This window comes from Sphingomonas zeae, assembly GCF_014197135.1.
Taxonomy (GTDB): domain Bacteria; phylum Pseudomonadota; class Alphaproteobacteria; order Sphingomonadales; family Sphingomonadaceae; genus Sphingomonas; species Sphingomonas zeae.
Genome location: NZ_JACIFA010000002.1, coordinates 150,195 through 162,029, shown reverse-complemented (window position 1 = coordinate 162,029; position 11,835 = coordinate 150,195). Strand labels below are relative to the sequence as shown.

The following is an 11,835-nucleotide window of genomic DNA, read 5'->3' as shown; positions in this document are numbered from 1 at the left end:
CAAAGAGAAAGGCCCCCTCTCCGGTTTGGAGAGGGGGCCTGTCGGCTCAGGCCGTAGCGGGCTGCTTCTGCCCGATCGCGCCGAGCAGATCGTCGAACGCCTTGACGAAGGAAGCGACCCCCTCGGCGACCAGCGTGTCGGTCACGCCGTCCAGGTCCAGACCCAGCCGGTCCGCTTCGGCGAGAATATGCTTGGCCTCGTCGATATCGGCGGTCAGCGTCTCGGCCACCGTGCCATGGTCGCGGAAGGCGTCCATCGTCTTGGGCGGCATGGTGTTGACCGTGTCCGGCCCGATCAGCGTGTCGATGTAGAGCGTATCCGGGAAGGACGGGTCCTTGGTGCCGGTCGACGCCCAGAGCAGACGCTGCGGCTGTGCGCCCTTGGCGGCCAGCGCCTGCCAGCGGTCGGACTTGAGGAACTCCAGATACCATTGATAGGCCATCTTGGCATTGGCAATCGCGACCTTGCCACGCACGGCCTTCAACGCGTCCGCTTCCGCGTCACCGGCGGCAACGCGCTCGTCGATCTTCTTGTCGATCGCCGAGTCGATGCGGCTGATGAAGAAGCTGGCGACGCTGGCGATCCGGTCGATCGGCTGTCCGGCCTTCACGCGCTCTTCCAGGCCAGCCGCATAAGCCTCGGCCACCTTGATGTAGGCGGCCTGCGAGAATAGCAGCGTGACGTTGACGTTGATCCCCTTGGCGATGGTCGCGGAGATCGCCGGTGCACCCGCATCGGTGCCCGGAATCTTGATCATCAGGTTCGGGCGGTCGACCGCGTTCCACAGCTTCTCGGCCTCGGCGATGGTCGCATCCGTATCGTCGGCGATATAGGGCGACACTTCGAGACTGACATAGCCGTCCTTGGCATCGAGCCGGTCATAGACGGGCTTCAGCGTTTCCGCCGCCGCCTTGATGTCCTGGATCGCAAGATGCTCGTAACGGTCGATGGTCGCCGCTCCGGGGTTCTCCTTGTCGAACGCCGCCAGCGTGCCGTCATAGGCATCGCCATGCCCCATCGCCTTTTCGAAGATCGACGGGTTGGAGGTGACGCCGGTCAGTCCGTCCTCGGCGACGAGCTTTTCCAGCCCCTTTGCCTCGAGGAATTTGCGATCGACGAAATCGAGCCAGGGGGCACAGCCCTTGGCGCCCAGTTCCGACAGCTTGCTCATCACTTGGTCTCCAGCATTTCGCGGGCCACCTTCACGACATTGTCGTGGGTGAAACCGAACTTGTCCTGCAACTTGGCGAGCGGGGCCGAAGCACCGAAGGTCGACATGGTGATCGTGCGGCCGTCGAACCCGACATAGCGGTCCCAACCGATCGACCCGGCCTGCTCGACCGCCAGACGCTTGGTGACGCCGCGCGGCAGGACGCTTTCCTTGTACGCCGCATCCTGCATCTCGAAACGGTACCAGCTGGGCAGCGAGACGACGCGAACCTTTACGCCGTCCGCCTTCAACGTCTCATAGGCATCCGCGACCAGCGACAGTTCCGAGCCCGTTGCGATGAGGATGATATCGGGCGTGCCCTCGCAATCCGCAAGGACATAGCCGCCCTTCTTCACGCCCGATGCGGGCGCGTACTTGCTGCGGTCCAGGGTGGGGAGCGCCTGACGCGAGAAGATCAGCGCGGTCGGATGGCTGGCCGACTCGACGGCGCAGCGCCAGGCCTCGGCGACTTCGTTGGCATCGCCGGGGCGGATGGTGTCGAGGCCGGGGATCGCGCGCAGCGTCGCCAGATGCTCGATCGGCTGGTGGGTCGGGCCGTCCTCGCCCACGCCGATCGAGTCGTGCGTGAAGACGAAGGTGGCGCCCAATTCCATGATCGCGGCGAGGCGGATCGGCGCGCGCATATAGTCGGAAAAGACCAGGAAGGTCGCGCCGTACGAACGCAGATGCGACAGCGCCATGCCGTCGACAATCGCGCCCATCGAATGCTCACGCACGCCAAAGTGCATGTTGCGGCCCTCATAGCTGCCCGCCTGGAACGAGCCGCCATCCTTGATGAGCGTCTTGGTCGAGGGCGCGAGGTCGGCCGAGCCGCCGATCAGCCACGGCACCTTCGCCGCAATGGCGTTCTGCACCTTGCCGCCCGAATCGCGGCTGGCGACGCCCTTGGCATCCGCTTCGAACACCGGAATGTCGGCATCCCAGCCCTCAGGCAGCTTGTCGGCGAGCATCGCGTCGAGCTGTGCAGCGAGATCGGGGTGCGCGGCGCGGTACTTGTCGACCATCGCGACCCATTCGTCGCGCAGCGGCTTGCCGCGTGCCTCGATCGCGCCCTGGAAAGCCTCGCGCACGCCGTCGGGCACCAGGAACTTGGCATCCTCGGGCCAGCCATAGGCCTTCTTCGTCGCGCGGATGGCGTCGTCGCCCAGCGGTTCACCATGGGCCTTTTCGCTGCCCGCCTTGGGGCTGCCATAGCCGATCACCGACTTCACGACGATGAAGGTCGGCTTGTCAGTCGTCGCCTTGAAAGTGTCGAGCGCGGCGGTCAGCGCGGCCACGTCATTGGCGTCGTCGACGTGCAGGACGTTCCAGCCATAGGCCTCGAAGCGCTTGCCCACATCTTCGTCGAACGCCAGGTCGGTGCCACCCTCGATCGAGATGTGGTTCGAGTCGTAGATCCAGCAGAGATTTGACAGCTTGAGATGCCCGGCGGTCGAAGCGGCCTCCGACGCGACGCCCTCCATCATGTCGCCATCGCCGCACACGACGTACACGTCATGGTCGAAGATCGGGAAGCCCTCGCGGTTGAAATGCGCGGCCAGCCAGCGCTCGGCGATCGCCATGCCGACCGAGTTGCCGCAACCGGCACCCAGCGGGCCGGTCGTCGTCTCGACACCGGTGGTGTGGCGATATTCGGGATGGCCCGGTGTCTTTGAGCTGAGCTGGCGGAACCCCTTCAGGTCCTCCAGGCTGAGCGCAGGCTTGCCCGACTTCTTGCCGTTTGCGTCGATCTCCTCGATCCCCGCGAGGTGGATCAGCGAATAGAGCAGCATCGAGGCATGGCCGACCGACAGCACGAAGCGGTCGCGATTGGGCCAGTCGGCGTGCGCGGGATCGTAGCGGAGGAACTTCGACCAGACGGTGTGACCGACGGGCGCCAGCGCCATCGGCGTGCCGGGATGGCCCGAATTGGCCTGCTGCACCGCGTCCATCGACAGGGTGCGGATCGTGTCGATGGTCAGGCGCTCGATCGACCCGTCCTCGTGGAGATGGCTGTCGGCCACGGCATTGGTGGTGGCATCGGTCATGAAACTGGCCTCATCCTCTAATGTACGATCGAACGCATCCGCGCTCGCTCTGGTTGCCATGCGTGGGCGGCCTTAGCGCGCCTGACGCCCCCGTTCCAGCCGGGTAACGATCCCGTTCCCGGCAATATAGGCGGCGTCGATCTCGTTCAGGAACAGGCCGTGCCCGACGACGCCGGGAATTGCCATCAACGCATCTGCCAGGGCTGCCGGGTCGGCATCGTCCCAGCCATGGCCATCGATCACGATATTGCCGTTGTCGGTACGGTAATCGGCACGCTCCACAAGTCGCTGGAACAGCGCGGAAAGCCGGGCGGTTACGAAAGCACGCCCGAAAGGCAGGATCTCGACCGGCAGCTTGGTGCCCCCCAGCCGCTCAACCTGCTTCGAGTCGTCGGAGATAACGATCATCCGGTCGGCGGAAGCGGCGACGATCTTCTCGCGCAACATCGCGCCGCCCGCCCCCTTCACCGCCCGCAGATCGGCATCGATGGCATCCGCCCCGTCGATCGCCAGATCGATGCGCGTCACCTCGGCGAAATCGCGAACCTTGATGCCCAAGGATCGCGCCAGATCGGCGCTGGCGCGTGAGGTCGCCACGGCCTCGATCGCCAGGCGCCTGTCCGCCAGTGCGGCAATGGCATGGGCGGCGGTCGAGCCGGTCCCCAGCCCCACCAGCATATCGTCGCAAACCTCTTTGACCGCAGCCACGGCGGCGAGGCGTTTATCGGCGTCCCGATCAGTCATGTCCCCCTGAAAATGCTTCAAAACCCCAAAGGCTCCCCCGCCCTCGGAATTTGTCGCAGCGCGACAATTTGCGACAAATAAAGCCAGCGGATTAGGCCATGATCGCTTGCCTTTTGAAAGCCGCCTCGTGCAATTTGTTATCGAACGGCAACGTTTCGTCTTGTCCGGGCATTATCGCGCGGGCCGGGCGCGTCGCTGGCATCTCAGGCAGGTGGACGAATTGAATTTTGCAGGCTTTCGCGGGCGCGGCATGCTCGCCGGTACGGCCATGGTCCTGGCACTCGCATCCCTTTCGGGATGCGGCGGCGAGAAGGGCGGCGGCGCGACCAAGGGGCGCGGCGGGGCGCAAGCGACCCCGACCGTCGGTTACGTGATCGTCCAGCCGACCGACGCGCCGATCGTGACCGAACTGGCCGCGCGGACCAGCGCCTTTGAAAGCTCCGACGTGCGTCCGCAGGTAACGGGCGTCATCCGCCGCCGCCTGTTCACCGAGGGCAGCCTCGTCAAGCGCGGCCAGCCGCTCTACGAAATCGATCCGCGCCTCTATCGCGCCGCCGCCAACCAGGCCGCCGCCAATCTGCAGAGCGCGCAGGCCAATGCCGAGGCGACGCGCACGCTGGCTGAACGCTATCGCCCGCTGGCGCAGATCGAGGCGATCTCGAAGCAGGATTACACCAACGCGCAGGCCAGCGCCCGCCAGGCCGCCGCCCAGGTGGCGCAGACCCGTGCCGCACTGGAGACCGCCCGCGTCAACCTCCAATTCACCACCGTCCCCGCCCCCATCACCGGGCGCATCGGCCGATCGCTGTTCACCGTCGGCGCGCTGGTCAGCACCGGACAGACCGACCCGCTGGCGCAGATCCAGCGGCTCGATCCGATCTTCGTCGACATCCAGCAATCCGCCAGCGACCTGCTGTCGCTGCGTCGCAGCCTGTCGGCGCGCGACGGGCTGATCCCCGCCAGCGCGAACGTCAAGCTGCGGCTGGAGGACGGCACGGACTATGGCCAGACCGGCCGGGTCGAGTTTGCCGAAGCGGTGGTCGATCCGCAGACCGGCACGGTGACGCTGCGCGCCCGCTTCCCCAATCCGCAAGGGCTGCTGCTGCCCGGCATGTTCGTGCGCGCGCAGTTCGCCCAGGCGATCGACACCAGCGCCTATATGGTCCCGCAACAGGCTCTGTCGCGCGATCCGAAGGGCAATGCGACGCTGTTCGTCGTCGGCCCGAACGACAAGGTGCAGGAACGCAAGGTCAAGGCCGAGCGGACGCAAGGGGCCTTCTGGGTCGTCACCGACGGCCTGAAACCCGGCGACAAGATCGTGACCCAGGGCCTGGCGAACCTCCGCCCCGGCCAGAGCGTGCGTGCGGTGCCCGCCAACAGCCCGCAAAAGGTCCAGCCCCCCTCGCCCGAACAGTTGAAGAAGATGCAGGCCGCCAAGGGCAAGGCGGGCTGACCGGATCATGATCAGCCGCGTCTTCATCGATCGCCCCATCTTCGCCTGGGTCCTGGCCATCATCGTCATGCTGGCGGGCGTCGGCGCGATCATCGGCCTGCCCATCGCGCAATATCCGGACGTCGCGCCGCCCCAGGTTTCGATCCGCGCCACCTTCCCCGGCGCGTCGGCACAGACGCTACAAAATTCGGTCACGCAGGTCATCGAGCAGCAGCTGACCGGCATCGACGGGCTGCTCTATTTCCAGTCCTCATCGTCCAGCCGCGGCTCGGTGACGATCACCGCCACCTTCGCCAAGGGCACCGACCCCGACATCGCGCAGGTGCAGGTCCAGAACCAGGTCCAGCAATCGGTCGCCCGCCTGCCGCAGCAGGTGCAGCAACAGGGCTTGGTCGTCCGCAAGTCGAACCCCGACTTCCTCCTCATCGCGGGCGTCTATGACGAGACGAACCGGATGACGAACCAGGACGTCGCCGATTATCTCGTCTCCAATCTCCAGGACCCGCTCGGCCGTATCCAGGGCGTCGGCGACACCAACGTCTTCGGCTCGCAATATGCGATGCGCATCTGGCTCAACCCGGAGAAGCTGGCCTCGTATCAGCTGATGCCGTCGGACGTGACGACCGCGATCCAGAACCAGAATACCGAGGTCGCGGCCGGTGAGGTCGGTGGCACGCCATCGCCGACGACGCAGATGCTGAACGCGACCGTCACCTCCATGTCGCGGCTCCAGACGCCCGAGCAGTTCCGCGAGATCATCGTCAAGACGCTGAACAACGGCGCGACCGTCAAGCTGTCCGACGTGGCGCGCATCGAGCTGGGCGCGGAAAGCTATGCGGCGGTCAGCCGGATCAACCAGCATCCGGGCGCCGGTATCGCCGTCCTGATGGCGCCGGGCGCCGACGCGCTGAAGACCGCCGAACTGGTCAAGGCCGAGGTCAACCGGGTGGCGAAGACCTTCCCGGCCGGCCTCAAGGTCGCTTACGCCAACGACACCACCGCCTTCATCAAGCTGTCGATCGACGAGGTGGTCAAGACGCTGATCGAGGCGATCATCCTGGTCGTCATCGTCATGTTCGTCTTCCTGCAAAGCTGGCGCGCGACGCTGATCCCGACGATCGCGGTGCCGGTGGTGTTGCTGGGCACCTTCGCGATCTTCTATCTGGCCGGATTCTCGATCAACACGCTGACCCTGTTCGGGCTGGTGCTGGCGATCGGCCTGCTGGTCGACGATGCGATCGTGGTCGTGGAGAATGTCGAGCGTCTGCTCGAGGAAAATCCCGACATGACGCCGCGCGAGGCGACGATCGAGTCGATGAAGGAGATCAGCGTCGCCCTGATCGCCATCGCGCTTGTCCTGTCGGCGGTGTTCCTGCCGATGGCGTTCTTCGGCGGGTCGACGGGCGTCATCTATCGCCAGTTCTCGATCACCATCGTTTCGGCGATGATCCTGTCGGTGGCGGTCGCGCTCATCCTGAGCCCCGCGCTGACCGCGACGCTTCTGAAGCAGAAGGCGCGCGAGGGCGAGGAAGGCGGCTGGCTCGACCGCAAGTTCCCGCGCGTCGCGCACGGGCTCCAGCGTGCCAAGGACGGCTTCAACACGCGTTTCGAGTGGACGGTCGAGAAATATACCTCCGCCGTGCGCACCGTCGTCGACCGCAAATGGCTGTTCCTGCTGATCTATGCGGGGGTCGTTGCGCTGCTGGCGGTCCTGTTCCTGCGCCTGCCGACCGGCTTCCTGCCGACCGAGGACCAGGGATCGGCGCTGATCCAGTTCCGCCTGCCCGCCGGGGCCACGCAGGGCCGCACCATGGAGGTGCAGCGCAGCGTCGAGCAATATTTCGCGCAGCACGAAGCGAAGAACGTCTCGGTCCTGTTCTCGGTCGCAGGGGGCGGCGGTGGCGGCACCAGCGGCCAGAATACCGGACAGGGCTTCATCAACTTCGTCGACTGGAAGGACCGCAAGGGCAAGGAGAATAGCGCCGACGCCATTACCGGCCGCGCCTCCGCGGCGTTCCGGGGGCTTCGCGACGCGCAGGTCTTCGCGCTGGTGCCCCCCGCCATTCGCGGCCTCGGCCAGTCGGACGGCTTTACGATGGAGCTGCAGAACATCTCCGGCATGCCGCTGGAGAAGTTCGAGGCGGTGCGCGACCAGCTGCTCGCCAAGGCCAATGCCGACCCGATGCTGGCCTCGGTCCGCCTGACCGAGCTGCCCGACATCGCCACGCTGCGCGTCGATCTCGACCAGCAGAAGCTGTCGGCCCTGGGCCTGACCCAGCAACAGGTTAACTCGACCCTGTCGACCGCCTGGGGCGGCCAATATGTCAACGACTTCATCGACCGGGGTCGCGTCAAGCGCGTCTTCGTACAGGGCGACGCGCCCTATCGCGCCGAGCCCGAGGATCTGAAGCAATGGTTCGTGCGCGGGTCGAGCGGCCAGATGGCACCCTTCTCGTCCTTCTCGACGATCAACTGGGGCGTGGCGCCGACCACCCTGTCGCGGTTCAACGGCATCCCGTCTTACGAATTCCAGGGATCGGCTGCCCCTGGCTACAGCTCGGGCGACGCGATGAAGCGGATGACCGAACTGGCGGCGGAAATCCCCGGCACCACCATCTCCTGGGCGGGGCTGTCCTATCAGGAGCGCCTGTCGGGCGGGCAGGCGCCGATCCTGTACGGCCTGTCGATCCTGGTCGTCTTCCTGTGCCTCGCCGCGCTCTATGAAAGCTGGTCGATCCCGTTCGCGGTGCTGCTGGTCATCCCGCTGGGCCTGATCGGCGCGGTCGCCTTCGTCACGCTGCGCGGGCTGACCAACGACGTCTATCTCCAGATCGGTCTGCTGACGACCATGGGGCTGGCGGCGAAGAACGCGATCCTGATGATCGAGTTCGCCGAGCAGGCGGAGAAGCAGGGCAAGCGGGTCATCGACGCCGCGCTGGAGGCGGCCAAGATCCGTCTGCGCCCCATCCTGATGACCAGCTTTGCCTTCATCTTCGGAGTGCTGCCGCTCGCCATTTCGACGGGCGCGGGTGCCAACAGCCGGATCGCGATCGGCACCGCCGTGATCGGCGGGATGCTGACCGCCACCGTGCTGGCGATCTTCTACATCCCGTTGTTCTTCGTGCTGGTGCGCCGGTCGGTGCGCAACGGCCTGGCCCGGTTGCGGGGCAAGCCGACGAGCGAGCATGGCGCGGGTCATCGCCCGGCCCCCGAAGGCGAGGCGGAGAAGGCCTGATGCGTATCCTGTCCCCCTCCCTTGCCCTGCTGCTGGGCGCGACCGCGCTGTCCGCCTGTTCGATGAACCCGAAATATGAGCGGCCCGCGACTCCGGTGCCGCCATCTTGGCCGGTCGGCGACGCCTATCTCCGCCAGTCGGAGGCGGCGCTGCCCACGGTGCGCTACAGCGATATCTTCCGCGACCAGCGGTTGCAGCAACTGATCGTGCAGGCGCTGGCCAACAACCGCGACCTGCGCGTCGCGGCGGCCAACATCGCCTCTACCCGCGCGCAATACCGCATCCAGCGCGCCAACCTGCTTCCCAATGTCAGTGTCACCGGCCGGTACAGCTATACCGATCGCGGATCGGGTGGTGCCGGATCAAGCGCGGTCGGCGGTGGCGGTACGGGCACCAATACTGGCAATAACGGCGGCACGGGAACGGGAACGGGAACGGGAACCGGCACAGGCAACGTCGGTGGCGGCACGGGTACGGGCATCGGCAATGGCGGTGTGGATACCGGCGGCGGGATCGTCACCGGCGCCAATGGCAGCGGCAGCGCCTGGTCGGTAAACCTGGGCGTCAACGCGTTCGAGCTGGACCTGTTCGGGCGTATCCGCTCGCTGACCGGATCGGCGCTCGACCGCTATTTCGCGACCGAGGCTGCCGCGCGCGCGACCCGGCTGACGCTGGTCGGCGATATCGCCCAGACCTGGCTCACCTATGGCGCGGACCAGAGCCTGCTCGCCATTGCGCAGCAGACCGCCGCCAATGCCGAGCGCAGCGTCACGCTGACCCGCGCACGGCTGGAGGGCGGCATCTCGCCGCGCACCGATCTACGGCAGGCCGAACAGGTGCTGGCGACCGCGCAGGCCGATCTGGCGCAGCAGAAGACCGCGGTGGCGCAGGACGTCAACGCGCTGCAACTGCTGGTCGGTGCGCCTATCGACACCGCGCTGCTCCCCCGCTCGATTGAGGAAGCCGCGCCGACCGTCGCGACGCTGCCCGCCGGGCTGGATTCGGGCATCCTGCTGCGTCGCCCGGACGTGGTGCAGGCCGAATATCTGCTCCGCGCCGCCAATGGCCAGATCGGCGCGGCGCGCGCGGCGTTGTTCCCGCGCATCTCGCTGACCGGGCTGGTCGGCTTTGCCAGCACCGCGCTGTCCTCGCTCTTCTCGGGCGGCAGCTTTAACTATTCGGTCGCCCCCTCGGTAAGCTATCCGATCTTCCAGGCGGGGGCGGGCGTGGCGAACGTCGAATACTCGAAAGCCCAGCGCGACGCCGCGCTCGCAACCTATGAAAAGACGATCCAGACCGCCTTTCAGGAAACCGCCGACGCGCTGGCGCGGCAGGGCACGATCGCCGATCAGCTCGGCGCCAACCGCCGCTTCCTGAATGCCGCCGCGGATACGTACCGGCTGACCGAGGCCAGCTATCGCGGTGGGGTCACGCCGTTCCTGAATACGCTGGATGCGCAGCGCTCGCTTTATTCGGCGCAGCGGACGGTGATCGCAACGCAGCTGACCGCCGCGACCAACCGGGTCACGCTATACCGCGTGCTCGGCGGCGACTCGCTGCTGGAAACGACGCCAAACGGGCCGGTGCCGCTCTCGGCCCCCGTGAACTAAGCCTACCCTCACTCTTCCGAAGCTCCGCCCCTCCCTCTCCCAGTGGGAGAGGAAGGCGGCCATGCGCTAGCGCGTGGGAAGGGTGAGGGCATCACCCGTCCCGACGCTTCCCATATCAGTCCTGCTTGGGTCCGCGCGCCGCGCCGACCGCGTCGCGGCCGAACTGGACGATCATCTCGCCGATCTCACGCGCTTGCGACATGGAACGATTGCCCTGTTCGCGCAGAAACTCGGTCTGGATTCGCATGACGTCGGTCAGATCCTTGGCCGACGCCGCCGAACGCATTGCGGCGAACGCCTCACGCGTGTTGGTCTCCGCCTGCTCCAGCATCTTGAGTGTGACCTGCGACCCACCCTCGGCCATCTTCTGGCCCGACGCCTTCATCGCCTCGCCGGCGCCCTTCATCCGGTCAGTGAACGCACCCGCGCCCATGTCGCCGCCGATCGCTCCCGCGCCGCCGCCCGTTCCGATATCCTCGGCCATGTCCGTCATCTCCTCTCGTTATGCCCGTTACGATTGAACCCGTGGAGGCTTCAGGAGTTGCACGGCGGTCTTGCCGTGACTGTAACGGTCACAGCCGGGCGAAATAGCCATTCAGGATCGTGACCATCTTCTCCGTCGCGTGTAGATGCCCGTCCTCGCGCCGTTCGACCCATCCTCGCGTCAGCAACAGATTGATCCATCGCGCACCGACCGGACTGGTCGGCGACAGGCCCGCCGTTTCGAGCAACGCCGCATCGCTCTCCTGCCCCTCGGCGTGGAAGACGGCGAGCGCGATCTCCCAAGCCGGATCGCCGAACATGTCGCCATCGCCACCAGCGATCGCACGAGCGTCGCGGCGATGCTTCAGCATCATCGCGGCACATTCGCGCGGCGTCGGCACCCGGGGCGCACGCGGAACGGGCACGCCGGTCGTCTCGCCCGAAATGGCGTGAATGCGCGCCTGCACCTCCGCCATGACGGCGGCGAAATGACCGAAGCTTGCCCGGTCTTCCGCGGGCCAATGCAGCAATTGGAAATCGCAAGTCATCGTATATCCCGCCAGGGTAAGGACCAGTCCGGGTCCGAGCCGTATCGGGCCAGCCGCATCCGATGCCGCAGCACTCCGGCCGCCAGCAGCAGGATCATCGGATAGGCCAGCTTGCCCCCCGCCGCCGCGTACATCCACGGGACCAGCGACGTGTCGAACCCTTTGACGCCGTGGATGGCGACCGCCAGCAGGTGCAGCGCGGCGAGCCATAGCGGCCAGAACCGATTGGCGAGCAGGGCGATTGCCATCAGCCCCCCCATCAGCATCAGATCGATGATGAGCTCCAGCGTCTCGACATTCCGAAAGCTGGTCGAAGGGTCGAACGGCAGCAGGACCGTCGCGATCGAGGCGCACAGCAGGATCACTGCTGTCGCCCGCTCCGGCCAGCCGCCGAGCGTCAGTGCATAGAGGCAGACCAGCGCCTGAACGAGGTTGAAGACATAGATATGCGTCACGGCGCGCCCTGCGGGTCAGGATGGGGAAAGGACACGCCGCGCCGCTCCC

The 11,835-nt window shown here is 66.3% G+C and carries 9 protein-coding genes; 3 read left to right on the top strand and 6 right to left on the bottom strand.

All coding sequences use genetic code 11. The features are described from left to right. Positions 1-46: 46 nt before the first annotated feature. The 3 genes from tal to rpiA form a co-directional block, all read right to left on the bottom strand. The gene (gene tal / locus GGR45_RS03845; protein WP_175312833.1) at positions 47-1,171 is read right to left on the bottom strand and encodes a transaldolase; all 1,125 of its coding nucleotides are present in this window, start codon (positions 1,169-1,171) and stop codon (positions 47-49) included. After that, positions 1,171-3,258 carry a transketolase gene (tkt, locus tag GGR45_RS03840; protein WP_175312832.1) on the bottom strand — a complete coding sequence of 696 codons (2,088 nt, stop codon included), beginning with the start codon at positions 3,256-3,258 and terminating at the stop codon, positions 1,171-1,173. Before tkt ends, tal begins: the two co-directional genes overlap by 1 nt. 72 nt (positions 3,259-3,330) lie before the next feature. After that, on the bottom strand, positions 3,331-4,002 hold the full coding sequence (gene rpiA / locus GGR45_RS03835; RefSeq protein ID WP_175312831.1) for a ribose-5-phosphate isomerase RpiA: 672 nt from the start codon (positions 4,000-4,002) through the stop codon (positions 3,331-3,333). Positions 4,003-4,252: 250 nt separating this feature from the next. Between rpiA and GGR45_RS03830 the strand changes: the two genes are divergently transcribed. From GGR45_RS03830 to GGR45_RS03820, 3 genes are read left to right on the top strand one after another with little or no spacing between them, the layout of a single operon-like run. Beyond that, positions 4,253-5,455: an efflux RND transporter periplasmic adaptor subunit gene (locus tag GGR45_RS03830; RefSeq protein WP_175313079.1), complete on the top strand. Its 1,203-nt coding sequence runs from the start codon at positions 4,253-4,255 to the stop codon at positions 5,453-5,455. 7 nt (positions 5,456-5,462) lie between these two features. After that, on the top strand, positions 5,463-8,690 hold the full coding sequence (locus GGR45_RS03825) for a multidrug efflux RND transporter permease subunit (RefSeq protein ID WP_175312830.1): 3,228 nt from the start codon (positions 5,463-5,465) through the stop codon (positions 8,688-8,690). Continuing rightward, on the top strand, positions 8,690-10,300 hold the full coding sequence (locus GGR45_RS03820) for an efflux transporter outer membrane subunit (RefSeq protein WP_175312829.1): 1,611 nt from the start codon (positions 8,690-8,692) through the stop codon (positions 10,298-10,300). Before GGR45_RS03825 ends, GGR45_RS03820 begins: the two co-directional genes overlap by 1 nt. Before the next feature lie 115 nt (positions 10,301-10,415). Here GGR45_RS03820 and GGR45_RS03815 read toward each other — a convergent pair whose 3' ends face one another. From GGR45_RS03815 to GGR45_RS03805, 3 genes are all read right to left on the bottom strand, one after another. Next, the gene (locus GGR45_RS03815; RefSeq protein ID WP_246358038.1) at positions 10,416-10,784 is read right to left on the bottom strand and encodes a phasin family protein; all 369 of its coding nucleotides are present in this window, start codon (positions 10,782-10,784) and stop codon (positions 10,416-10,418) included. Positions 10,785-10,872: 88 nt separating this feature from the next. Further along, entirely contained in the window at positions 10,873-11,331 is a 459-nt protein-coding gene (locus tag GGR45_RS03810; protein ID WP_175312827.1) for a hypothetical protein, read from the bottom strand. Then, complete coding sequence (locus tag GGR45_RS03805) at positions 11,328-11,786, bottom strand: hypothetical protein (protein ID WP_175312826.1); 459 nt, start codon at positions 11,784-11,786, stop codon at positions 11,328-11,330. Before GGR45_RS03805 ends, GGR45_RS03810 begins: the two co-directional genes overlap by 4 nt. Between the last annotated feature and the right edge of the window lie 49 nt (positions 11,787-11,835).

Excerpts from the sequence above, each read along its gene's own strand:
- tal (WP_175312833.1), bottom strand. The coding sequence starts at position 1,171 with ATGAGCAAGCTGTCGGAACTGGGCGCCAAGGGCTGTGCCCCCTGGCTC.
- tkt (WP_175312832.1), bottom strand. The coding sequence starts at position 3,258 with ATGACCGATGCCACCACCAATGCCGTGGCCGACAGCCATCTCCACGAG.
- rpiA (WP_175312831.1), bottom strand. The coding sequence starts at position 4,002 with ATGACTGATCGGGACGCCGATAAACGCCTCGCCGCCGTGGCTGCGGTC.
- GGR45_RS03830 (WP_175313079.1), top strand. The coding sequence starts at position 4,253 with ATGCTCGCCGGTACGGCCATGGTCCTGGCACTCGCATCCCTTTCGGGA.
- GGR45_RS03825 (WP_175312830.1), top strand. The coding sequence starts at position 5,463 with ATGATCAGCCGCGTCTTCATCGATCGCCCCATCTTCGCCTGGGTCCTG.
- GGR45_RS03820 (WP_175312829.1), top strand. The coding sequence starts at position 8,690 with ATGCGTATCCTGTCCCCCTCCCTTGCCCTGCTGCTGGGCGCGACCGCG.
- GGR45_RS03815 (WP_246358038.1), bottom strand. The coding sequence starts at position 10,784 with ATGGCCGAGGATATCGGAACGGGCGGCGGCGCGGGAGCGATCGGCGGC.
- GGR45_RS03810 (WP_175312827.1), bottom strand. The coding sequence starts at position 11,331 with ATGACTTGCGATTTCCAATTGCTGCATTGGCCCGCGGAAGACCGGGCA.